Annotated in this window: 22 protein-coding genes and 1 pseudogene; 14 read left to right on the top strand and 9 right to left on the bottom strand. The window is 72.0% G+C overall.

What is annotated here, in order from left to right; all coding sequences use genetic code 11:
• The first annotated feature begins 15 nt into the window (after positions 1–15).
• The 4 genes from ACWEOZ_RS03695 to ACWEOZ_RS03710 all read left to right on the top strand — a co-directional run bounded on the left by ACWEOZ_RS03695 (position 16) and on the right by ACWEOZ_RS03710 (position 3,603).
• A complete protein-coding gene (locus ACWEOZ_RS03695) occupies positions 16–945 on the top strand; it encodes a carbohydrate ABC transporter permease (protein WP_451909192.1) in 930 nt (309 codons plus the stop codon).
• Positions 942–1,775, top strand: a complete 834-nt coding sequence (locus tag ACWEOZ_RS03700; RefSeq protein ID WP_451909193.1) for a carbohydrate ABC transporter permease — start codon at positions 942–944, stop codon at positions 1,773–1,775. The genes ACWEOZ_RS03695 and ACWEOZ_RS03700 overlap by 4 nt, the downstream gene beginning before the upstream one ends.
• Complete coding sequence (locus ACWEOZ_RS03705) at positions 1,772–2,761, top strand: zinc-dependent alcohol dehydrogenase family protein (RefSeq protein ID WP_451909194.1); 990 nt, start codon at positions 1,772–1,774, stop codon at positions 2,759–2,761. Before ACWEOZ_RS03700 ends, ACWEOZ_RS03705 begins: the two co-directional genes overlap by 4 nt.
• A gap of 80 nt (positions 2,762–2,841) precedes the next feature.
• Complete coding sequence (locus ACWEOZ_RS03710) at positions 2,842–3,603, top strand: hypothetical protein (RefSeq protein ID WP_451909195.1); 762 nt, start codon at positions 2,842–2,844, stop codon at positions 3,601–3,603.
• Here ACWEOZ_RS03710 and ACWEOZ_RS03715 read toward each other — a convergent pair.
• Together ACWEOZ_RS03715 and ACWEOZ_RS03720 are read right to left on the bottom strand one after the other, a co-directional pair.
• Positions 3,593–4,096 carry a hypothetical protein gene (locus tag ACWEOZ_RS03715; RefSeq protein ID WP_451909196.1) on the bottom strand — a complete coding sequence of 168 codons (504 nt, stop codon included), beginning with the start codon at positions 4,094–4,096 and terminating at the stop codon, positions 3,593–3,595. The two genes, ACWEOZ_RS03710 and ACWEOZ_RS03715, sit on opposite strands and share 11 nt — an antisense overlap.
• Before the next feature lie 86 nt (positions 4,097–4,182).
• Positions 4,183–4,773 carry a TetR/AcrR family transcriptional regulator gene (locus ACWEOZ_RS03720; RefSeq protein WP_451909197.1) on the bottom strand — a complete coding sequence of 197 codons (591 nt, stop codon included), beginning with the start codon at positions 4,771–4,773 and terminating at the stop codon, positions 4,183–4,185.
• A gap of 80 nt (positions 4,774–4,853) precedes the next feature.
• On the opposite strand from ACWEOZ_RS03720, the gene ACWEOZ_RS03725 reads away from it, so the two are divergent.
• Positions 4,854–6,083, top strand: a complete 1,230-nt coding sequence (locus ACWEOZ_RS03725; protein WP_451909198.1) for an MFS transporter — start codon at positions 4,854–4,856, stop codon at positions 6,081–6,083.
• Between the two features lie 97 nt (positions 6,084–6,180).
• On the top strand, positions 6,181–7,776 hold the full coding sequence (locus ACWEOZ_RS03730; RefSeq protein WP_451909199.1) for an alpha/beta fold hydrolase: 1,596 nt from the start codon (positions 6,181–6,183) through the stop codon (positions 7,774–7,776).
• Here ACWEOZ_RS03730 and ACWEOZ_RS03735 read toward each other — a convergent pair.
• Positions 7,773–8,708, bottom strand: a complete 936-nt coding sequence (locus ACWEOZ_RS03735) for an NAD(+)/NADH kinase (RefSeq protein WP_451909200.1) — start codon at positions 8,706–8,708, stop codon at positions 7,773–7,775. The genes ACWEOZ_RS03730 and ACWEOZ_RS03735 overlap by 4 nt on opposite strands.
• 240 nt (positions 8,709–8,948) lie before the next feature.
• Here ACWEOZ_RS03735 and ACWEOZ_RS03740 point away from each other — a divergent pair, with 240 nt between their 5' ends.
• Genes ACWEOZ_RS03740 through ACWEOZ_RS03755 form a run of 4 tightly spaced genes read left to right on the top strand, consistent with a single transcriptional unit; the run spans position 8,949 to position 11,917 of the window.
• Entirely contained in the window at positions 8,949–9,536 is a 588-nt protein-coding gene (locus tag ACWEOZ_RS03740; RefSeq protein ID WP_360551232.1) for a TMEM165/GDT1 family protein, read from the top strand.
• A 12-nt stretch (positions 9,537–9,548) separates the two neighbouring features.
• Positions 9,549–10,499: a cyclase family protein gene (locus ACWEOZ_RS03745; protein WP_451909201.1), complete on the top strand. Its 951-nt coding sequence runs from the start codon at positions 9,549–9,551 to the stop codon at positions 10,497–10,499.
• The gene (locus tag ACWEOZ_RS03750; RefSeq protein WP_451909202.1) at positions 10,475–11,152 is read left to right on the top strand and encodes a tetratricopeptide repeat protein; all 678 of its coding nucleotides are present in this window, start codon (positions 10,475–10,477) and stop codon (positions 11,150–11,152) included. The genes ACWEOZ_RS03745 and ACWEOZ_RS03750 overlap by 25 nt, the downstream gene beginning before the upstream one ends.
• 45 nt (positions 11,153–11,197) lie before the next feature.
• Positions 11,198–11,917, top strand: a complete 720-nt coding sequence (locus ACWEOZ_RS03755) for a tetratricopeptide repeat protein (protein WP_451909203.1) — start codon at positions 11,198–11,200, stop codon at positions 11,915–11,917.
• Here ACWEOZ_RS03755 and ACWEOZ_RS03760 read toward each other — a convergent pair.
• Genes ACWEOZ_RS03760 through ACWEOZ_RS03770 form a run of 3 tightly spaced genes read right to left on the bottom strand, consistent with a single transcriptional unit; the run spans position 11,883 to position 14,650 of the window.
• Positions 11,883–12,911, bottom strand: a complete 1,029-nt coding sequence (locus ACWEOZ_RS03760) for a lysylphosphatidylglycerol synthase transmembrane domain-containing protein (protein WP_451909204.1) — start codon at positions 12,909–12,911, stop codon at positions 11,883–11,885. The two genes, ACWEOZ_RS03755 and ACWEOZ_RS03760, sit on opposite strands and share 35 nt — an antisense overlap.
• 42 nt (positions 12,912–12,953) lie before the next feature.
• Positions 12,954–14,123, bottom strand: a complete 1,170-nt coding sequence (locus ACWEOZ_RS03765; protein WP_451909205.1) for a hypothetical protein — start codon at positions 14,121–14,123, stop codon at positions 12,954–12,956.
• The gene (locus tag ACWEOZ_RS03770) at positions 14,120–14,650 is read right to left on the bottom strand and encodes a SigE family RNA polymerase sigma factor (protein ID WP_451909246.1); all 531 of its coding nucleotides are present in this window, start codon (positions 14,648–14,650) and stop codon (positions 14,120–14,122) included. Before ACWEOZ_RS03770 ends, ACWEOZ_RS03765 begins: the two co-directional genes overlap by 4 nt.
• 334 nt (positions 14,651–14,984) lie before the next feature.
• Here ACWEOZ_RS03770 and ACWEOZ_RS03775 point away from each other — a divergent pair, with 334 nt between their 5' ends.
• On the top strand, positions 14,985–15,935 hold the full coding sequence (locus ACWEOZ_RS03775) for a sporulation protein (RefSeq protein WP_451909247.1): 951 nt from the start codon (positions 14,985–14,987) through the stop codon (positions 15,933–15,935).
• A gap of 2 nt (positions 15,936–15,937) precedes the next feature.
• Here the strand turns inward: ACWEOZ_RS03775 and ACWEOZ_RS03780 are convergent, their stop codons facing one another.
• The 3 genes and pseudogenes from ACWEOZ_RS03780 to ACWEOZ_RS03790 all read right to left on the bottom strand — a co-directional run bounded on the left by ACWEOZ_RS03780 (position 15,938) and on the right by ACWEOZ_RS03790 (position 18,464).
• Entirely contained in the window at positions 15,938–17,323 is a 1,386-nt protein-coding gene (locus ACWEOZ_RS03780) for a glycoside hydrolase family 15 protein (RefSeq protein ID WP_451909248.1), read from the bottom strand.
• Positions 17,297–17,755, bottom strand: a pseudogene (locus tag ACWEOZ_RS03785) (trehalase-like domain-containing protein); the annotation flags it as partial. The pseudogene ACWEOZ_RS03785 and the gene ACWEOZ_RS03780, both read right to left, overlap by 27 nt.
• Before the next feature lie 67 nt (positions 17,756–17,822).
• On the bottom strand, positions 17,823–18,464 hold the full coding sequence (locus ACWEOZ_RS03790) for a TetR/AcrR family transcriptional regulator (RefSeq protein WP_451909206.1): 642 nt from the start codon (positions 18,462–18,464) through the stop codon (positions 17,823–17,825).
• A 37-nt stretch (positions 18,465–18,501) separates the two neighbouring features.
• Here ACWEOZ_RS03790 and ACWEOZ_RS03795 point away from each other — a divergent pair, with 37 nt between their 5' ends.
• The 3 genes from ACWEOZ_RS03795 to ACWEOZ_RS03805 all read left to right on the top strand — a co-directional run bounded on the left by ACWEOZ_RS03795 (position 18,502) and on the right by ACWEOZ_RS03805 (position 22,496).
• A complete protein-coding gene (locus tag ACWEOZ_RS03795) occupies positions 18,502–19,494 on the top strand; it encodes a DUF2867 domain-containing protein (protein ID WP_451909207.1) in 993 nt (330 codons plus the stop codon).
• 37 nt (positions 19,495–19,531) lie between these two features.
• On the top strand, positions 19,532–20,857 hold the full coding sequence (locus ACWEOZ_RS03800) for an NAD(P)/FAD-dependent oxidoreductase (protein ID WP_451909208.1): 1,326 nt from the start codon (positions 19,532–19,534) through the stop codon (positions 20,855–20,857).
• Between the two features lie 112 nt (positions 20,858–20,969).
• Positions 20,970–22,496 (top strand): MFS transporter, encoded by a 1,527-nt coding sequence (locus ACWEOZ_RS03805; RefSeq protein WP_451909209.1) that lies wholly within the window; start codon positions 20,970–20,972, stop codon positions 22,494–22,496.
• Positions 22,497–22,583: the final 87 nt, after the last annotated feature.

Here is a 22,583-nt window from a genome sequence, read left to right on the forward strand (position 1 = left end):
ACCGGAAGGTTAGCAATGACCGACGTCATCACCCGGGCGGACGCGCACACCGAGGCCCCGCCGCCCGTCTCCCGCGGGGGCGCCAAGGACCGCTGGGTACGGCGGGCGCCCCTGCTGCCCGCACTGATCTTCGCCATCATCGTGACCCAGGTGCCGTTCCTGGTCACGATCTACTTCTCCACGCTCAGCTGGAACGCGCTGCGCCCGGGTTCGAAGAAGTTCGTCGGCATCGACAACTACGTCACCGTGCTCACCGACAACCGGCTGCGGTCCGCCCTGCTCAACACGGTGGTGCTGACCGCCGGTGCGGTGATCTTCTCGATGATCCTGGGGCTGGCCCTGGCCATCCTGCTGGACCGCAAGTTCTTCGGCCGGTCCGTCGTGCGGACCATGCTGATCACGCCGTTCCTGATCATGCCGGTGGCCGCCGCGCTGCTGTGGAAGCACGGCATCTACAACCCGGATTACGGCCTGATCAACGGCATCTTCGGGGGCAGCACCGCCTGGGCGACGTCGTATCCCAAGACGGCCATCATCACCACGCTGGTCTGGCAGTGGACGCCGTTCATGATGCTGATCCTGCTGGCCGGCCTGCAGTCGCAGAGCAACGACGTGCTGGAGGCAGCCCGGATGGACGGCGCCGGCGCCTGGCGCATCTTCACCCGGATGACCCTGCCGCACCTGCGCCAGTACCTGGAGCTGGGCGCGCTGCTGGGCTCGATCTACCTGGTGAACACCTTCGACGCGATCTACACGATCACCCAGGGCGGTCCCGGCACGGCGACCACCAACCTGCCGTACGAGATCTACCAGACCATCTTCAGCAAGTTCGAGTACGGCGAGGCCTCCGCGGCCGGCGTCGTCGTGGTCATCCTGACGATCATCGTGGCGACCTTCGCCCTGCGGGTCATCTCGGGTCTGTTCAAGGTGGAGGAGGGCCGATGAGCACCGCAACCGCCGGTGGCCGCCGGATGCAGAACGCGGCCTGGGGCGTGGTGGCTTGGATCGCCGGGATCATCTTCGTCTTCCCGGTCATCTGGATGCTGCTGACCAGCCTCAAGCAGTCCAAGGACGTCACCACCAACCCGCCCGTCTGGTTCTTCACGCCCACCTTCGAGCACTTCTCCAACGTGTTCGACAGCAACATCACGCCGTTCCTGCTGAACTCGCTGATGGCCAGCGTGTTCTCCACGCTGATCGTGGTGATGCTGGCGACCCCGGCGGCGTACGCGTTGTCCCTGCGCCCGGTGGCCAAGTGGAGCGACGCGCTGTTCTTCTTCATCTCCACCAAGATGATGCCGGTCGTCGCCGCGGTGCTGCCGGTGTACCTGCTGACGGTGAAGATCGGCATGAAGGACAACATCTGGACGATGGTCATCCTCTACACCTCGATGAACCTGCCGCTGGCCATCTGGATGATGCGGTCGTTCCTGCTGGAGGTGCCGCGTGAGGTGCTGGAGGCCGGCGAGGTCGACGGCGCGGGCCTGATCACCTCGATCCGGCGGATCATCCTGCCGATGGTGTCGCCCGGTCTGGCCGCCACCGCGCTGATCTGCTTCATCTTCACCTGGAACGAGTTCTTCCTGGCGGTGAACCTGACCGACACGAACGCCAGCACGGCGCCGATCTTCCTGCTCGGTTTCATCTCCGGCCGGGGCCCGTTCCTGGCCGACCTGTCCGCCGCCGCCGTCCTGCTCTCGCTGCCGGTGCTGCTGGCCGGCTGGGTCGCGCAGAACAAGCTGGTCCGTGGACTCTCGATGGGAGCGGTCAAGTGAAGGCAGCCGTCGTCGTCACCCCCGGCACGATCGCGGTGCAGACCGTGCCGGATCCCACCCCGGGCCCGTACGACGTGGTGGTCCGGCCGGCCGCGGTCGGCATCTGCGGCACCGACCTGCACATCATGGACGGGGAGTTCGCGCCGTCCTTCCCGATCGTGCCGGGCCACGAGTTCGCCGGCGAGATCGTGGAACTCGGCGCGCAGGTCACCGGGTACGCGGTCGGCGATCAGGTCGCGGTCGACCCGTCGCTGTACTGCGGTTACTGCTACTACTGCAAGCGGGCGCGGGGCAACCAGTGCGAGAACTGGAACGCGATCGGGGTGACCCGCAGCGGCGGTGCGGCCGAGTTCGTGGCCGCCCCGATGGCGAACCTGTTCAAGCTGCCGCCGCACCTGGCCGCCCGCGACGCCGCGCTGATCGAGCCGCTGTCCTGCGCGGTCCGGGGCTTCGACGTGCTGCCCCGCCGGATGGCCGACACGTTCCTGATCTACGGTTCCGGCACGATGGGGCTGATGATGCTGGAGCTGGCCAAGCGGGCCGGCGCGGCGACGGTGTCCATGGTGGATCTCAATCCCGAGCGTCTGGAGACGGCCAAGCGGCTCGGCTGCAGCGCGGCCGTGACCAGTGCCGACGAGCTCGACGCGCCGCGCGGCTGGGACGTCGTGATCGATTGCACCGGTGCGGCGCCGGCGATCCGGGACGGGCTCGCCCGGGTCGGCCGGGGCGGCACATTCCTGCAGTTCGGGGTGTCCGGCTACGACGCCCGGGTGGAGATCGAGCCGTACGAGATCTACCGGCGCGAGATCACCATCACCGGCTCGATGGCGGTGCTGCACAGTTTCGACCGGGCCGGGGAGCTGATGGCGGCCGGGGTGCTGGCGCCGGAGATCTTCGTGAGTCACCGGTTCCCGCTGGACAGTTATGCGCAGGCGCTCGACCAGTTCCGGGCCGGGGTGGGACGGAAGATCCTCATCGAGCCGTGATGTGCCAATCTTGTCACTTTCGGTTAGTGCTTGATCACTAGCGGTTGTCAACGGCGGCCGGTGCGGGCCTGAATGAAGCGGTGCCCCCGCTTCGCCCACCGGCCGCCGTCCTGTTCGCCGTCGCGGTAACCGCCCCGCTTGCCGCGGAGGTGTCCGTCCCGCCTCTGCTCTTTCCCGGGGTAGGGCTGCTGCTGCTCGTCTTCACCTCGGGCTGGGTCACGACGGCCCGGCTGGTCTCCGCGGCACTGACCTTTGCCGGTTTCGAGACCACGGCCGTCCATATCGGACAGACCCGGCATCTACGTCGAGTGATGCCTGCCTGCGTCACGCTGCTCGCCCTGCTGTTCGCGGCAGCGAGCTGGGCGATCGGGGGCACCGCGCCGGAGGGAGCGGTGGCGCGCACATTCGGGCCCTGGGCGGTCGGCCTGGGCCGGGCAGTGCTGGTCGTCGGGCTGCTCGCGGCGATGATCGCGCTGCAGGAGGTGATCGCCCGCCACCTGAACGCGCTGGGGCGGGAGCGGGTGCTGCCCGCGGCGCTGGGCCGTCGTGCCCCGGCGTCGGCGGTGCCGACGGTGGTGGCGGGGGCGGTGATCGGGGGATACGCGTACGCGGGGGCCGGGATCGACCGGTGGCCGGAGCGCGCGGGCGCCGCGGGCATCCTGGTCCTGCTCGGTCTCGGGTACGGCGTCGCGCTGCGCCGGGCCGACCCGGTGCGTTACGCGGGCATCGGCTTGGGCGGCGCCGCCGTGGTGGTGACCCCTCCGCTGCCCGCCCTGCCCCGGCAGCGGATCCCCGGCGCCCATCGCCCGGAACGGGTGAGCAGCGAGGAGCTCACCGGCTGACGGACTGCGGATCCTCGTCGCCGAAGAACTCCCGGATCTGGGTGAGGGTCAGGTAGCCCTGCGCGTCCACCTCACCGGTCTCCGGCATCACGGCCTTGCAGGTGACCTCCAGCTCGCGGGCGTGCTCCGGCAGGTCGGGCAGCGGCGGCACCGGCGGCAGAGCGCCCAGGCCCATCGCCTCGCGGATCACCTCGAACATGCCGGTCACCTCGTGCACTGCCAGCGGGAACAGCTCCGCCGGGCGCCGGCTGCCGGGCGCCGGTGCGGCACAGGTGAAGTTGGCCCGCAGCTTGCCGCTGACCTTGCAGATGTCGGCGCTGGGCCGCAGGTGGTCGAGCGGGCCCTCGGCCACGATCCCGAGCTCGCACTCCGGTACGCCCGCCGCGTCCCACCAGCGTTGCCAGGCCGGGTCGCCGTCGAGAGTCATCACGACGTGCTGCAACGCGACCATGTACGCCTGTGGTGCCCGGCCGTCCACGGTGGTGGTCCCCATGAGGGGATGGAGCCAGTCCATCACCGCATCGTTACATTCCGGTCATAGTGCACGGTGCATTCTGGCCCCGCGCGTACGGGTGGCGCTCAGGCGGTGGCGGCGTCCAGCAGAGCGGCCGCGACCGCGCGGGCCGTGGTGGCCGCCGCGGCCGAGCGGTCCATCCGGGCGCCGACCGAGGTGCCGTCGTAGAGGACCACCAGCTGGGCGGCCAGCGCCTCGGGGTCCCGCGCGCCGGCCTCGCGAGCCAGGTCGGTGAACAGTCCGCGGGTCCAGGCGCGGTTCTCGTCGCACACCTGCTGGACCACGCCGTCCGGCGGGGACTCCGCGCTGGCGTTGTAGAAGGCGCACCCACGGAACGACGGCGCGGCAGCCAGCTCGGCCAGGACATCGAAGACGCCCAGCAGGCGGTCGCGCGGGGTGCCGAAGCGTTCCAGTGCGGTCAGGATGCGTTCCCGGCGGCGCTGGTGCCGGCCTTCCAGGTAGGCCCGGATCAGCCCGTCTTTGCTGCCGAACGCGCTGTACAGCGTGGCCTTGGCCACGCCGGCGTGCTCGATGACCCGGTCGATGCCGACCGTGTGCACGCCCTGCGCGTAGAAGAGCTCGTCGGCGGCGGCGAGCAGCCGCTCGCGGGCGGACGGCTTGCGAGCAACAGGGGTCGGAGGTGACGCAGCGGACATGCGTTTGACGATAGCAGACAGATCTGTCTAGTGTCGGGGTTGTCAGACAGACCTGTCTGTTCAGAAGGCGAGGAAGTGCCATGACCACCACCGCGAACCGTACGACCGCCCGTACCGGTGATCCGGCCGTCCGCCGCAGACGCCTGTCCCGCCCGGTGGCCTTCGCCGCGATCGCGGCGATCTTCGTGACGTTCACGGCCGCGTCCAGCGCGCCCTCGCCGCTCTACGTGGTCTACCAGCAGCTGTGGGGCTTCTCGGCGGTCACGCTGACCGTCGTCTTCGCGGTCTACGTCGTCGGCCTGATCGGCGCCCTGCTGGTGCTCGGTGCCCTCTCCGACCACGTCGGCCGCCGGCCGGTGCTCGCCGCCGCAATCGGCCTGGAGATCGTCGCCCTCGTGCTCTTCCTCGCCGCCGGTGACGTCCCCGTGCTGCTGGCCGCCCGCTTCCTGCAGGGCATCGCGACCGGCGCTGCCCTCACCACCCTCGGTGCGGCTCTGGTCGACCTCAATCCGCCGCACGCTCCCGGCCGGGCCGGGCTGGTCAACAGCGTGGTGCCACCGGCCGGTCTGGCGATCGGTTCCCTGGGCACCGGTGCGCTGGTGCAGTTCGCGCCCGGCCCCACCCACTTCGTCTACGCCCTGCTGCTCGCCGGGATGGCCGTCGCCGCCCTGGTCGTGCTGGTGATGCCGGAGACCTCAGGCCGGCGTCCCGGTGGCATCGCGTCGCTGATCCCCCGGCTCGGCGTGCCGGTCCGGCTGCGCGGCGCGGTGTTCGCTCTCGTGCCGATCATCGTGGCGAGCTGGGCCCTGGGCGGTCTCTATCTCTCGCTCGGCCCGTCCGTCGCGGTCGGTGTCTTCGGCCTCTCCAACCATCTGATCGGCGGCCTGGTCGTGACCCTGCTCTGCGGCACCGGCGCGGTGACCGCGTTCGCGTTGCGGGCCTGGCCCACGCCGCGGGTGCTCACCATCGCCGGAGCGCTGCTCACCGTGGGCACCGCGGTGACCCTGGTCGGCGTACAGACGGGGAACGTGGTGTTCGGCGCGGTCGGCACGGCGCTGGCCGGGATCGGCTTCGGCGCCTCCGCGCTGGCCAGCTTCGGCACCCTCGCGGTGCTGGCCGCCCCGCACGAGCGCGGCGAGCTGTTCGCGGTCGCGCTGACCATCGCGTACGTCGCCTTCAGCCTGCCGGCGGTGATCGCCGGGCTCGCCGCGACCTCCGCCGGCCTGCACCCCACCACGGTGGTCTACGGACTGGTCGTGGTCGCGCTCGGACTGGCCGCGCTGGCTGCTCAGCGGGTACGGCGGGCCTGACCGACCGGCTCTTTCGTGGTAACCCCCCGGCGTGGACGGCTGTTGAACAGTCGTTCGCGCCGGAGCATATGGGGCGAAACCACACGAAGGGCTGGGCATGACAAGACTTCTGGCGGCTGCCGCCACGTTCGCGCTGGCACTGGGCGGCGCAGCCGTCGCGTCCGGCGCGCACGCGGAGCCGCCGCGTGGCGCTCCCGGATACCCCACGATCACCTGGGGCGAGTGCGAGAACGCCGCCCTCAAGACGCGTAAGGCGGAGTGCGGCTTCCTGGCCGTCCCCCTGGACCACGCGGCGCCCGCCGGGCCGAAGATCCAGCTCGCCGTCTCCCGGATCAGGCACTCGGTCCCGGACCGCGACTACCAGGGCGTCATGGTGGTGAACCCGGGTGGCCCCGGGGGCTCCGGACTGGCCCTGCCGGTGCTCGGCGATCTGGTTCCGGACAAGGCCGGCGCCGCGTACGACTGGATCGGCCTCGACCCGCGCGGCGTCGGGTCCAGCAAGCCGGCGCTGACCTGTGACCCGAAGTACGCCGGGTACAACCGGCCGCCGTACGTGCCCAGCACCCGCGCGATCGAGAAGGCCTGGCTGGCCCGGGCCAAGGGCTACGCCGCGGCCTGCGCCAAGAACGGCGGCGCGCTGCTCGACCACCTGCGGACCACCGACACCGTGCGGGACCTGGAAAGGCTGCGGATCGCGCTCGGCGTGGAGCAGATCAACTTCTACGGCTTCTCGTACGGCACGTACCTCGGCCAGGTGTACGCCACCCGCCACCCCGACCGGGTCCGCCGGATGGTGCTCGACGGCAACGTCGACCCCGGCCGGGTCTGGTACGACGCCAACCTGGACCAGGACCTCGCGTTCGACCGCAACATCAAGATCTACTTCCGCTGGCTGGCCGACCACGACGACGTCTACCACCTCGGCCGGACCGCCCGGAAGGTCGAGAAGCTCTTCTACGCCGAGCAGGCGAAGCTGGCCCGTAAGCCGGCCGGTGGGGTCCTCGGCCCGGACGAGCTGACCGACGTCTTCCTCCAGGCCGGGTACTACGTCTTCGGCTGGGAGACGGTCGCGTCGGCGTTCGCGAGCTGGGTCAACGACGACGACCCGGCGGCGCTGCGCAAGCTCTACGACGACAACAACACCCAAGAGCCCGGCTCGGACAACGGCTACGCGATCTACCTCGGGGTGCAGTGCACCGACGCCCGCTGGCCGGCGTCGTGGCAGCGCTGGCAGACCGACAACTGGCGGGTGCACCGGCGCGCACCCTTCGAGACCTGGGGCAACGCCTGGTACAACGCGCCCTGCCGGGACTGGGCCGGCGAGCCCGGCAAGCCGGTCGCGGTCGACGGGCGCAAGGCCCCGCCGCTCCTGCTGATCAGCGAGACCCTGGACGCGGCCACCCCGTTCACGGGCAGCCTCGAGGTCCGCACGCGCTTCCCGCGTTCGGCGCTGATCGAGGGCGTCGGCGGCACGACCCATGCGGGCTCGCTCTTCGGCAACCGGTGCGTGGACCACACGGTCGCCGCCTACCTCGCGACGGGCGCCCTGCCCCGGCGGGTCAAGGCGGACCGGTCGGACAAGCAGTGCAAGCCCATCGCGCCGCCGGACCCGACACCAGGCGCGACCACGACGAAGCGCACTGAGAGTGCTGCCGTGCGGACCCGGCTGGAACTGCAGAAGTTCATCCGTTAGTCCTCCGGCACGACCTTGTGCCGCAGCTCGGCCGGGATCAGCTCCAGCAGCTGGTCCCGGCGCAACGGCAGATCCAGCAGGCTCAGCTTGACCTGGCTGCGGTTCTGGTGCCGGTCGGGGGACAGGCGGACCACCTCGGCGGCCTTCTCCCTGAACCCGGCCGACAGGACGTCGCCGCCGGTGAGCTCGCCGGCCGCCGTACCGTCGACGTCCACCGCGACCGGCGCGCTGTCGGCGGCCACGGTCAGCGCCACCCGGTCACCCGCGCCGAGCACCACCGACCGCCCGATGCCCGCCATCGGCGCGACCGGGGTGATCACGACGGCGGCGGCCGAAGGGGACAGCACCGGGCCGCCGGCCGCGTAGTTGTACGCCGTCGAGCCGTTCGCCGTCGAGATGACCACGCCGTCGCAGCGGTAGTAGCCGTACTGCCGGCCGTTGACCGTCAGGTCCACCGAGACCGCGCCGGCGCGCCCGAGCCGGGCGAGCACCACGTCGTTGAAGCCGTAGCGGGTGGTCAGGGCGACCGGGCCGGCGTCGGCCACCAGGCAGCCGTGCGACTCCACCGTGAAGTCCCCGCGGTGCAGCTGCTCCAGCGCCTCGCCCAGCGTTGTGGGCGTCACCTCGACCAGGAAACCCAGGTTGCCGTGGTTGACCCCGAGCACGGGCACCGGCCGGTCGGCCACCAGCCGCATCGCGCCCAGCATCGTGCCGTCGCCACCCAGCGCCACCAGGCCACCGACCCGCTCGAGGAACTCCTGCTCCGGAACGGTCTCGACGTCCGCGGGCACCCGGCCCGCGTCGGCCGTGCGGGCCAGCACCCGGCCCCGGTGGGTACGCGCCCAGGCCGCCAGCGTGGCCACCGAATCGGCGACCGGTTTGGTGGGATGCAGGACCAGACCGACCGTGTCCACCGCTGTTTCCAGGCTCACAGGCCAACCCTAGCGAGATCCACCGGGCTGCCCGGTAGGCTTCGTTCCGCGAAGGGGAGTAGCTCCCAACGTGCTGGTCGACATACTGGCTCTGCGGTTCGAGAGCCCGGCCACACGGCCTCGGATCCGCCGTACGGGATTTCGGGGCGAGCGAGACCTTCGACTTGGCCGCGTTTCTTCACGGCCGGGTCGAGGTCGCCCTGCGTCCGAACCCCGGTCCGCTGCTCACCGGGAGTTCTCATGGACGGGTTCCTCGTCGCCACCGCGCTCAGTTTCGCGGTGATCTTCGTCGCCGAGCTGGGCGACAAATCGCAGCTCATGGCGCTCACGTTCGCCACCCGTTTCAAACCCGTGCCGGTGCTGATCGGCATCACCGTGGCCACCGCCGTGGTGCACGCCGTCTCCGTCGGCATCGGCTACGGTCTCGGCGCCACCCTGCCGACCGGCTGGATCTCCCTGGTCGCGGGCATCGCCTTCCTCGCGTTCGGCGCGTGGACGCTGCGCGGCGACAAGCTCACCGACGAGGAGAAGACCAAGGCCGAGCGGTCGACCGGCTCGGCGATCCTGGCCGTGGGCGGCGCGTTCTTCCTGGCCGAGCTGGGCGACAAGACGATGCTCGCCACCATCACCCTGGCCACCCAGCACGGCTGGTTCGGCACCTGGCTCGGCTCCACCCTGGGCATGGTCGCCGCCGACGCGCTGGCCATCCTGGTCGGCCGGCTGCTCGGCCGGCACCTGCCGGAGAAGGTCATCAAGTACGGCGCCGCCGCGCTCTTCGCTATCTTCGGCATCTGGCTGCTCGTGGAAGCCCTCATCGAGCTCAACTAGCAAGGGGACGCCGTGCTGCAGTACCGGGCCGAGTTCGACGCCACCGTCATGTTCAGCACCGGCGGGGGCCTGCACGCGCAGAGTTTCAAAGTCGACGTGCCGTACGCCGACGCCACCGAGGCGCAGATCGGCGCGCTGTTCGTGGCGGCGTGCCGGCTGCGCGACGTGGAACGGGTCGAGCTGCGCAACGTCCGGATCTTCGCCGAGCCGCATCTGGGCCTCCCAGCCGCCCCGGCCGAGCCGGCCCGGCGCTGGGTCGAGCTCAGCCACGTCATCGCCGAGGGACTGGTCACCCTGCCCGACCTGCCGGCTCCCCAGTTCACCCCGCACCTGACCCGCGAGGCCTCCCGCGCCGTGTACGCGCCGGGCACCGAGTTCGCCATCGACCTGATCACCATGGCCGGCAACACGGGTACCTACCTGGACAGCCCGTTCCACCGCTACCCGGACGGCACCGACCTGGCCGGGCTGCCCCTGGAACGGCTGGCCGACCTGCCCGCTGTTGTCGTGCGCACCGCGGGCAGCGGGGTCCGGACGGTCGGCGTCGACGCGCTGGAGGGCCTGGAGGTCGCGGGCCGGGCGGTGCTGCTGCACACCGGCGGTGACGTCCACTGGGCCACCCCGGAGTACGTCGTCGACGCGCCCCACCTCAGCGCGGCCGGAGCACAGTGGCTGGTCGACCACGGCGCGGCGCTGGTCGGCATCGACGCGGCGAACATCGACGCGATGACCCCGGCCGGCGAACGACCCGCGCACACGCTGCTGCTCGCCGCCGGCATCCCGATCGTCGAGCACCTCACCGGGCTGGGGGAGCTGCCGCCGACCGGTGCCCGGTTCACGGCCGCGCCGCCCCGGGTGTCCGCCTTCGGCACGTTCCCGGTGCGGGCGTACGCGTCGGTGCCGGCCGTCGAGCCGCACGACCACCTCAGGTCCGGAGGGTGGCTGCCGACGTCAGGCGGGTGACCCCCGACCCGGACGCCCCGCTCGACCTGGACGCCTCGCCCGGCGCGGACGACGATCCCGCTCCCGACGCCCGCTCCGCCGACTTCACCGCGGCCGACGCCTTCCGCGCCGACCTCCCGGCGGACGCTGCCACGGCCGACGCGCTCTGCGCCGATCTCACCGCGGCCGGCCGGCACGACGAGGCAGTACATCTCGCCGGTCGGGCGGTGCGAGCCCATCCCCGCCGGGCCGCCGGCTATGACCGGCTGGCCCGCGCCCTGCTCGGCGCCGGGCGGTTCGCGGACGCCGAAGAGGCCGTCCGGACCGCCGCCGCGCTGGAGCCGAGCAGCCCGGACCGGCTGCTCACGCTGGCCGCCGTGCAGGCCGGGCTCGGCCGCCGCAGCCAGGCGCGGCGCACGCTGCTAGCGGTGCTGGAGCTGGATCCGCGGCACGCGGTGGCGAAGCAGCTGCTCGCCGGGCTGGAGGCGCCCGCCCCGCGAAAAGCCCGGGCCAGTTCCGGCAACCGCGCCATGCTCGTCCCCGCGCTGGTTATGGTGCTGGTCGGAACCGTGCTGCTGGTGCGTCAGGCGACCGCGGGCGCGGTGGCCTGCCTGGTGCTGGCGGCGGTGCTCCTGCTGGGTGGGTTTCCCGGAAACCGCTCAGAACAGCCGTGACGGTGCCGATGATGGCGGTGTGAGCTTTAACTCCGGAGCAAGGCGATGACCGACCTGGACGCGGCGCGGGCGCGGGTGCAGCAGCCCGGCGCGCCCGGGCTGAGCACGCCCACGGAGATCGGGGTGGCGCGGGCCGCCGCCCTCTTCGAGCGGGTGGACCCGGCGGCCGCGGCGGCCCATCTGGGGCCGGTGCTGGCCGCCGACCCGGAGTCCGCCGCCGGCTGGATCCTGCTGGCCCGCATCCGGCTCGTGCTGGACGAGGTGGACAAGGCCCTGGACGCGGCGAACCGGGCGATCACGCTGGTCCCGGAGGATCCCCGGCCGCTGGCCATCGCCAGCCGCGCGCTCACGCTGCTCGGGCGGCACGAGGAGGCGGTGACCATGGCCTACCGGGCCGTCATCGTCGAGCCGAAGAACCCGCTGTGGCACGACCGGGTCGCCTGGTCCCTGCTGGCCGCCGACCGGCAGTACGCCGACGCCGAGCAGGCCGCCCGCACGGCCATCGGGCTGGCCCCCGACGAGGCGCACTACTACTTCACCCACGGCGTGACGCTGGACGCGCTCGGGCACGCCGACCAGGCCCGCCAGGCGTTCCTGATCTCGCTGAAACTGGAGCCGGAGAACCCGGTCGCCCAGCACCGGCTCGCGGTGCTCAACGGCGAGAACGTCCGGGCGCCGGAGAAGAAGAAGCGGGGCTGGAAGCTGTTCGGCAAGCGCGGCGGTGCCGCGGCTACGCCGGTACGCCCCGAGGAGTACCTGCCCTAGCCCGCATGATCAGCCAGACCAGCCAGCCCGTACCGATGATGAAGCCGAAGCTGATCAGCCGGTAGAGCACCACCGCTGCCACCGCGGAAGCGCTGGTCAGCCCGCCCGCGACCAGACCCAGCACCAGCGCGCCGTCGACCACGCCGAGGCCGCCGGGCACGATCGGCACGCTGGCCGCGGCCATCCCGGCGCAGTACGCGATGACCAGCTGCGCCGGATGGATGCCGGTGGCGCCGACCGCGATGCAGCACATCCACAGGCACAGCGCGTCCAGCAGCCAGTTCGCCACGGCCAGGACCACCGCGATGGTGAAGTCGGCCGGGCGGACCCGTACCGAGCGCAGCTGGTCGACGAAGTTCACCAGCCGGGCGTGCCCCGAGTCCCCGGGCCGCCGGCGCGCCTTGTTGACGCCGCGGAGCAGCCGGCGGGCCGGGCCGATCAGCCACTCCGGGTGCTGGGCCACCAGGCGCACCAGGAACGCGACGGCCAGCGCGCCGGCCATGTAGCAGAGCAACGTCCGCCAGCTGCCGGTGCTGCGGGTCAGGATGCCGAAGACGGCACCGATCACGACCAGGGCGCCCGCCGACAACACCCCGCTGAGGGCGATGCACCAGGAGGCGACCGCGGAGGAGGCGCCGTAGCGGCGCAAGGTCCGGAAGTTGAAGGCGGTGGAGAAGACCGGGCCGCCGGGCAACGTCGCGCTCAGTGAGTGGGCCGCGTACGCCAGGGCTACGTGCCGGCGTACCGGGACGCTGGTGCCGGCGCCGCGCAGCAGCGCCTGCTGCATCCGGGCGTAGGTGCCCATCGAGGCGATCTCGGCGACGACCGCGCCGGCGACCCAGTTCCAGGCCGGGGTACGCAGCTGGTGCACCGCCCCGGCCAGCGACGACCACCCGATCACCAGCTCGGTGCCGAGAATGAGCACGACGACGGCTACGACGGCCGGTGTGCGGCGCCACCAGGCCGGCGGTGCGGTCTCCTGCGAAACGGCCATCGCCGCTCATCGTCGCACCATCCGTGCCGGCCGGCACGGCGTTCAGCGGGTGTAGGCCACCAGCGAGAGGCCCTCCAGCGCGGCCGGCTCGCGGGCCCGCAGGAGCAGGGTGAAGTCCGGGGCGAACAGGGACAGCTTGCGTCTGCCGTCGTGGTACGAGCGGACCAGCAGGTTGCCGGCCGGGTCGAAGACGGCGCCGATGATCCGGCCGGAGACCGGCAGGTCGACGATGTCGCCGGTCACCGTGTCCAGCACCGCGTCGGCGGGCGCCGCGGCCGAGTCCGTCCTGCCGGCCGGATTCGTGGTGTTCTGCTCCAGGTGCACGGTCACGAGGTCACCGGTGGCGTCGACACTCACCGGGCGGCAGGCGGCGCGGCCGGCCGTGTCATCGCTCTCGGGCACGGGCGTGCCGGACTGCGCGTTCGCCTCCGCGACCTCCAGCCCGCAGCCGGCGGTGGCGTAGACCAGCGTGGAGCCGTCGCCGGACCAGCGGAAATGCTGCCCGTCCAGGCCGCTGGGCAGTGGGTTCAGGGCGCCCGTGGCCACGTCCAGCACGGCCGGCTCGGTGGCGTCGATGAGCAGCTGGGCGCCGTCCGGGGACCACGCCGGGGCCTGCGTCGCCGAGGTTGTCCCCGTGTACGCCTGCTGCGGCTCGCCGCCACCGGTGTCCACCACCATGAGACTGCCGTCGGCCACGTAGGCCACCCGGGCCCCGTCGGGGGAGACGCCGACCGTCGCGTACGGCTTCGAGAGCACCGTCTCCGGCTGATCTCCCGGGGTCAGCCGGACCAGCCGGCCCTCGTCGCCGGTGTCCGCGTAGAAGACGTGGCCGGGCAGGTCGGCGATGGACGTCGAGCGCGGGCTGCTCGTGGTGCGCGCCGGACGCGGCCGGTCGGGCCGGCTCTGGCGCCGGGGCGCCTTGGTCTGGTCGGCCGCCGCGGTGCTCCTGTCCTCAGTCGCGGCCGGGACCGGGCCCGAGGACGCGAGTGGCGGACCGGCCACCGGCGCCACTGGCTGCGGACCGGAGCGGGGCAGCTGCCACAGACCGCTGCCCAGCAACGCGAGGGCCACCACCGCGGCCGTCGTGCCCACCGCGGCCTCCCGGCGGCCCAGCCGGCGTGAGCGGGCCAGCGAGCGTTCGTACAGGTCGGCGGGCGCGACGGCGTCGGCCAGCTCGCGCAGCTCGTCGCGCAACGGATCGGGCCCGGTCATCGGCCGGCCTCGTGCACGTCGGCCAGGACCCGCAGGTCGGGCACCAGCGTGCGGAGCTTGTCGAGCGCGCGGCCGCACTGGGTCTTGACCGTGCTGACCGAGATGCCGAGCATCTGCGCCGCCTCGGCCTCGGTGTGGTCCTCGAAGTAGCGCAGCACGATCACCGCGCGCTGTTTCGGGCTGAGCGAGAGCAGCGCCCGTTGCAGGGTGACCCGACGGACCGCGGCCTCGGCCGGGTCGTCGGTGCTGCCGGCGTGGCGTTCCAGGTCGTCGCCGGGCAGGGACTCGGCGACCTTCGGCCGCCGCCAGAGGGAGACCTGGGCGTGATACATGACCTTGCGGGCGTACGCCTCGGCGTTGCTCGGCTTCTCCAGCCGGGACCAGGCGCGGTGGGTGCGGGCCAGCGCCTCCTGCACGAGGTCCTCGGCGAGGTGCTGGTCGCCGGTCAGCAGGAAGGCCGAGCGCAGCAGGGCATGGGACCGCTCACGAACGAAATCCGCGTAGGCAGAGTCGCGCGCGTCGTCCATCCCCAGCTGTCCGATCGGCGTCCGGAAGGAGTCGTGAGCGTACAGCGGCTGGTCAATGGCCGCGTCAGTGCTCACTTCTCGTCTCCGAACCCGGTTTCTCCGCGGTGTGCCCCGGTGGCCGCGCCAGCCGATGCCCCCCGTTGCCACCGGCGCCGGCTCACGCGCGTACGCCAGGAAGGACGCGCGAACGGCGTGCTGCGGGTGACAGTACGTTCGGCTGATTTCGTCGTGGCCGAACGGCCAGCGAGTTCCGGTGGTATCGCCTTCTCAGGAAGCATTCAGCCGGACTTGTTAGCTTCTGCCCGACCTGACCGTCGGTGGATGAGGGGTGTTCGTGGGCTTCAAGAAGATGCTGGGTGCCTTCGGTGTGGGTGGGCCGAGTGTCGACACCGTGCTGGCCGAGCCGTCCGGGCGTCCCGGCGGCACGCTCACCGGAACGGTCAATGTGGTCGGTGGCAGCCATGACGTCGAGATCGAGCACATCACCCTGGGACTGGTCACCCGGGTCGAGGTCGAGGGCGGCCAGGGCGAGTACGGCGCCACCGGCGAGTTCCACCGCCTCGGGGTGAGCGGGCCGTTGCGCCTGGCCGAGAAGCAGGAGCTGTCGCTGCCGTTCCAGCTCGTGCTGCCGTGGGAGACGCCGATCACCGCCGTCTACGGTCAGCACCTGCGCGGCATGACGATGGGTGTACGCACCGAGGTGGCCATCGCCCGGGCCGTCGACAAGGGGGACCTGGACCCGATCGCCGTGCACCCGCTGCCGCTGCAGGAGCGCATCCTGGACGCGTTCGCCCGGCTCGGCTTCCAGTTCAAGCAGGCCGACCTGGAGTACGGCCGGATCGCCGGCGTGCAGCAGAGCCTGCCGTTCTACCAGGAGATCGAATACTACCCGCCGGCCCAGTACGCGCAGGGCATCAACGAGGTCGAGCTCACCTTCGTGACGAACCCGCACACCGTCGAGGTGGTGCTGGAGTTCGACAAGCGCGGCGGCATGTTCAGTGGCGGGCACGACGCGTACGGCCGCTACACCGTCCCGCACGCCGACGCGGACACCGCCGACTGGGTGCAGGTCGTCGACGGCTGGGTGCGCGAGGCCGTCACTCAGCACCAGAGCTACGGCGTTCCCGCGTACGGCGGCGGCCACGGTCACGGCGGCCACGGGCGTGGTCACGGCTCCGGGGCGGGCGGCATGGTGGCCGGCGTCGCGGGTGGCCTGGCCGCCGGCTACCTGGCCGGCGAGGTCATCGAAGAGGTCTTCGAGGACGACGGCGGCGGCGAGGAGTAGTCCTACCGGCGACCCTCGCGGGCGCGGGCCTCGGTGGCCGCGACCGCGTCCGTGAGGGTCCGCGCGGTGTCGATCAGCGGCACGTGGCTGAACGCCTGCGGGAAGTTGCCGACCAGCCGGCCGGCCTCGGTGTCGTACTCCTCGGAGAGCAGTCCGACGTCGTTGCGCAGCGCCAGCAACCGTTCGAAGACCTCGCGCGCCTCGTCGTGCCGGCCCATCAGCGCGTAGTTGTCGGCCAGCCAGAACGTGCAGGCCAGGAACGCGCCCTCGCCCGGCGGCAGGCCGTCCACATCAGTGTCCGGGTGCTGGGTGTAGCGCTGCACGAAGCCGTCCTTGAGCAGGTGCTTCTCGATCGCCGCAACCGTGCCGGCGACCCGCTCGTCGTCCGCCGGCAGGAAGCCGACCAGCGGCACCATGAGCAGGGCGGCGTCCAGCTCCTCGGAGCCGTAGAACTGGGTGAACGTGCGGCGCGCGGGGTCGTAGCCCTTCTGCAGGATGTCGGCGCGGATGGCGTCGCGCAGCTCGGTCCATTCGTCCACCGGACCGTCCAGGTCGAACTCCTCGACCGCCTTCACCGCGCGGTCGGCGGCCACCCAGGCCATCAGCTTGGAGTGCACGAACTGTTTGGGGCCGCCACGGACCTCCCAGATGCCCTCGTCCGGCTCGGTCCAGTGCTGCCGTACGAAGTCCATCAGCTTGACCTGGAGTCCCCAGGCCGGGTCGTCGGCCTTGAGCCCGGCCCGCCGGCCCTGGTGCAGCGCGTCCATGACCTCGCCGTACACGTCGAGCTGGAACTGCTCGGCGGCCGCGTTGCCGATCCGCACCGGGTTGCCGTCGTAACCGGTCAGCCATTCCGCGCGGTACTCGTCGAGGCGGCGTTCGCCGGCCACGCCGTACATGATCTGGAGCTCGGCCGGATCGCCCGCGATCGCCCGCAGCAGCCATTTGCGCCAGGCCTTGGCCTCACTCTGGAAGCCGGAGTAGAGCAGCGACTGCAGGGTGATGGTCGCGTCGCGCAGCCAGCAGAAGCGGTAGTCCCAGTTGCGGACGCCGCCGAGCTTCTCGGGCAGCGAGGTGGTCGCGGCGGCGACGATGCCGCCGGTCGGCGCGTAGGTCAGCGCCTTGAGGGTGAGCAGCGACCGGACCACCGCGTCGCGCCACTCGCCCTCGTAGGTGCAGGCGGAGACCCAGCCGCGCCAGTAGCCCTCGGTGGCGCCGAGCTCCTCGACCGGGTCGACCGGCTCGGGCGGCGACAGGTGCGAGGGCCGCCAGGTCAGCACGAACGGGGTCCGGTCGCCGGCCGCGACGGTGAAGTCGGCGCGGGTGGCCAGATTCTCACCGTGGGTCTCGACCGGCGTACGCAGCCAGACCGCGTCCGGCCCGGCCACCGCGACCAGGTCACCCTGCTCCCGGTAGACCCAGGGGACCACGTGCCCGTAGTCGAAGCGCAGCCGTAGCCGCATGGTCATCGGCACCTGCCCGCGGACCCCCTCGACGATGCGGATCAGGTCCGGCGCCTCGCCGCGTGGCGGCATGAAGTCGACGAGCCGGACCACACCCTCGTCGGTCTCGAACTCGGTCTCCAGCACCAGCGTCTCGCTGCGGTAGCGGCGCCGCACCGAGCGGACCTCGCCGGCCGGGGCGATCGTCCAGTGCCCGTTCTCCTCGCTGCCCAGCAGGGCGGCGAAGATGGCGCCGGAGTCGAACCGGGGCACGCACAGCCAGTCGATCGAGCCGTTGCGCCCGACCAGCGCGGCGGTCTGGGTGTCGGCGATGATCGCGTAGTCCTCGATCGGCAGGGCCATCTCCTGCCCATACCCGAAGTGGCGGCGTCTCTACCCAGCCGACGGTCCGTTCCTCAAGGGATCAACCGGTCGGCGGTGATGGTCAGGAGCGCCTGACCGCTGGGGTCTCCGGCTGCTCGGCCGCAGTGAGCAGCCGGACGACCTGATCGACGTAGCGGCGCCGGTCCGCCTCTTCCCGGGGCAGCGATCCGGACGCGACGTGGGCCATCTGCGCGTAACCCAGGTACGCGGTGACCGCGAGCAGTCCGCGGCGCCGGGCTTCCGCGGCCGGCCAGCCGAGCGCGGCGAACAGGCCCGCGGTGTACGCCACCCGCCGCTCGGTGACCCGGGCGAGCACCGGGGCGACGTGCGGGTGGCCGGCGGTGGCCAGCATCGCCAGCTCGATGGAACCGTCCTCCGGCCGCACGGTGGAGTTCAGGACGAGGCCGATGAGCAGCCGGAGCCGGTCCAGCGGGTCGGGTTCGGCGTCGACCAGGCCGATGACGGCCTCGGTGTGATCACGCTCCCACCGCAGCACGGCCGCCTCGATCAACGCGTCCCGGTTGGCGAAGTGCCAGTAGAAGCTGCCCTTGGTGGCGCCGAGCCGGGCCGCGAGGGGCTCCACCGCGACCGCCGCGAGGCCGCCGCCGGCCATCGCCTCCAGGGCCGCCGAGGTCCAGTCGTCGGCAGTCAGCCGGGGTGCCGTCCGCCTTCGGGCACTGCCCTTGACGCGTTGCTCACTCACCACTGTACGGTAGCGTATGGAAAACATACGGTACCGTATGGAGGCGACGATGGCGGCCATGGTGCACAACATCCACGAGCGGGAGCTTCCGGTCGGAGCGGCCGAGGTGGGCCGGCTGGTGGGCCGGATCGGCGCGGCCGACGACCCGCTCTGGCCCGTGCCGGCCTGGGCTCCGGTGCGGTTCGACCGGCCGCTCGCGGTCGGCGCCGACGGTGGGCACGGTCCCGTTCGCTATCACGTCACCGGCTATGAGCCGGGCCGGCGGATCGAGCTCACCTTCCACCCGCGGACCGGCCTGATCGGCACCCACACCCTGGAGGTGGAGCAGCACGGCCCGCACGCCTGCGTGCTGCGGCACCGGCTGAGCGCCCGGCCGGTCGGCCGCATGCGCCTGCTCTGGCCGGCTCTGGTCCGGGTCTGCCACGACACCGTCATCGAGCACCTGCTCGACAATGCGGAACGCGCCGTGACCGGCACGGTCGCCCACCCGGTGCGCTACCCGTGGCGGGCCCGGCTCGCCGTCGGCATGGAGAGCACCCGGGTCCGCGGCGTGCCGGTTCCCGCCGCCGCGACCCTGCTGCACGGCTCGGTCGACCGTCCCGACCTGGCCGACGCCTTCGCGCTGCGGGTGCCACCCGGCACCACCACCGACCCGCAGGACTGGGCGGATGCGGTCTTCCGCGACCCGCCCCGGATCGTGGTCGCGCTGCTGCACCTGCGCAATCGGCTGGTCGCCCCCCTCGGCATCGAGCAGGGCGACGCCTCGGCCTTCGACACCATCACCCGCAACGAGCGCGAGGTCGTGCTCGGCACCGACGCCGGCCACCTGGACTTCCGGGCCGGAGTCCTGGTCGAGCCGGACGCCGGCGGCACGACGATCACCGTGGCGACCCTGGCCGCGACCCGCTCCCGCGCCGGCCGGGCCTACCTCGCTGTCGTACGGCTGGTGCACCCGCTGGTGGTCCGGGCGATGCTGCGCCACGCCGGCCGCACCACCGTCGCCCCGTGGCGGTCCACAGCTGTCGCCTAGCGTGGACCCGGTACAGGTCCCCACGGAAGGACTCGTCATGGCTCGACCCCGGATCGTCATCGTGGGAGCCGGCTTCGCCGGTTTCCAGGCCGCCCGCACGCTGTCCAAGCTCTCCCGCGGCGCCGCTGAGATCGTCATCGTCAACCCCACCGACTACTTCCTCTACCTGCCGCTGCTGCCCGAGGTGGCCGCCGGGATCCTGGAGCCGCGGCGGGTCTCCGTCTCGCTGGCCGCCACCCTGCCCGGGGTCAAGGTGGTCCTCGGCGAGGTGGACGGCTTCGACTTCGACGGCCGCACGGTCTCCTACGCCGATCCCGAGGGCGGCAAGGGCAGTCTCGGCTACCACCGGCTGGTCATCGCCGCCGGCAGCGTCAACAAGCTGCTCCCGGTGCCCGGCGTCACCGAGTACGCGCACGGCTTCCGCGGCATCCCGGAGGCGCTGTACCTGCGCGACCACATCACCCGGCAGATCGAGATGGCCGACAACAGCACGGACGAGGCCGAGCGGGCGGCCCGGTCCACCTTCGTCGTGGTCGGCGCCGGCTACACCGGTACGGAGGTGGCCGCCCAGGGAGTGCTGTTCACCGAGGCGCTGACCAGGCACCGCGACAACCTCAAGGGCCGGCCCCGCTGGCTGCTGATCGACACGGCCGATCGGGTGCTGCCCAGCCTCGACACCCGACTGGCCACCGCCGCCGACCGGGTGCTGCGCGAGCGTGGCGTCGAGGTGCTGCTCAAGAGCTCGGTCCAGCAGGCGACCGAGAACGGCGTACGGCTCAGCGACGGCTCGTTCGTCCCGACCCGCTCGCTGATCTGGTGTGTCGGCGTACGCCCGGACCCGCTGGTCGCCGACATCGGGCTGCCGACCGCGCACGGCCGCCTGGTGGTCGACGAGTTCCTCAACGTGCCGGGGCATCCGGAGGTCTACGCCTGCGGGGACGCCGCGGCGGTGCCCGACCTGACCCGGCCCGGGGAAATCACCGGGATGACCGCCCAGCACGCCACCCGGCAGGGCGCCATGGTCGCGAAAAATATCGCCGCCTCGTACGGCCGGGGCCGGCGCCGCGCGTACAAGCACCACGACCTCGGCTTCGTGGTGGACCTCGGCGGGCTGGACTCGGCGGCCAACCCGCTCGGCGTGCCGCTGTCCGGTTTCCCCGCCAAGGTGGTCACCCGGGGCTACCACCTGCTGTCGATGCCGGGCAACAGGGTGCGGGTGGCCGCGGACTGGCTGCTCGACGCCGTCCTCCCCAAGCAGGGCGTCCAGCTCGGACTGGTGGCGGCGGGGGCGGTGCCCCTGGACAGCGCGTTCCCGCAGGCGATGCCGGACACGGGGGTCACCGCGGAGTCCAAACCCTCCTGAGCAGGGTGCGAGTCGCGTCTCATTTCCCAGCTCAGCAGCCTGTCGGGGGAGTGGATCTCAGTAGTGTCGGTGTGCGGGCCGGTCCGGGACGGCGTCCTGGCCGGCTCCGCATATGCGAAAGGATCGACTGATGTCCGCTGCCGCAGAAGCGTCAGACGTGCGGCCGGAGCACGCTCCCCCGCTGCACCCCCGGCGCTGGGCCGCGCTCGGCGTGATCGCCATCTCCCAGCTCATGGTCGTGCTCGACGCCACCATCGTGAACATCGCCCTGCCCAGCGCCCGGGTCGACCTGGGCATCACCGTGGCCGACCAGCAGTGGGTCATCACGGCCTACACGCTGGCCTTCGGCGGGCTGCTGCTGCTCGGTGGCCGGATCGCCGACTACTGGGGCCGCAAGCGCACGTTCATGGTCGGTGCCGTCGGCTTCGCGGTCGCGTCCGCGATCGGCGGCCTCGCCACCACGGGTCCGCTGCTGTTCGGCGCCCGGGCCCTGCAGGGTGCCTTCGGCGCGCTGCTCGCCCCGGCCTCGCTGGCGCTGCTCACCGTGCTGTTCACCGAGGCCCGGGAGCGGGCCAAGGCCTTCGCGGTCTACGGCGCCATCGCCGGCGGTGGCTCGGCGGTCGGTCTGCTGCTCGGCGGCGTGCTGACCGAGTACGCGAGCTGGCGCTGGTGCCTGCTCGTCAACATCCCGATCGCGCTGCTGGCCCTGTTCCTGGCGATCCCGCTGGTGCCGGAGAGCAAGTCCGACGGCGACACCTCGTACGACGTGCCCGGCGCGATCGTCGTCACCCTCGGCCTGACCTCGCTGGTCTACGGCTTCACCCAGGCGGCCAAGCCGGACAAGGGCTGGGACTCCGGCACCACGTGGGGCTTCCTCGGCGCCGGCCTGCTGCTGCTGGTGATCTTCGTGCTGATCGAGCGGTCCAGCCGGAACCCGCTGCTCCCGCTGCGCATCGTGCTCGACCGCAACCGCGGCGGCGCCTACCTGACCTCGATGCTGGTCGGCGCGGGCCTGTTCGGCGCCTTCCTGTTCCTGACGCTGTTCCTGCAGAACGTGCTCGGCTACACCCCGCTGGAGGCGGGCTTCGCCTCGCTGCCGACCACGGTCGGCGTGCTGATCTCGGCCACCGTGGCGTCGAACCTGCTGCCCCGGATCGGTCCGAAGGTCCTGATGCTGATCGGTCCGGTGCTCGCCGCGGCCGGCATGATCTCGCTGCGCTTCATCGACCTGGACACGTCCTTCTGGGCCCACCTGATGCCGGCGCAGCTGCTGCTCGGCCTGGGCCTGGGCTTCACGTTCGTGCCGCTGTCCAGCCTCGCGCTGGTCGGCGTGCCGGACCACGACGCCGGCGCGGCCAGCGCGGCGCTGAACGCGACCCAGCAGGTCGGCGGCTCACTCGGCACCGCCCTGCTGAACACGATCGCCACCAGCGCCATCACGGCCTACATCGCGAGCCACCTCACCGCCGGGCAGCCGCCCTCGCAGCGGGTGCAGCTGGAGGCGCAAGTGGACGGCTATGCCGACGCGTTCACCTGGGCGGCCGGGCTGATCCTGCTCGCCGGCATCATCACCGCGGTCTTGATCAAGGTCGGCAAGGAAGACCTGCCGACCGGCGAGGCCGCGGTCCACGTCGGCTGAAAGCAGTCCGGCCGGACCAGGCCCACGACCCGCCCCGGCCGCTCACGGCCGGGGCGGTCTGCGGTTACGGGCCGGAATTAGTCCGAA

The organism is Actinoplanes sp. NPDC004185 (assembly GCF_053603475.1).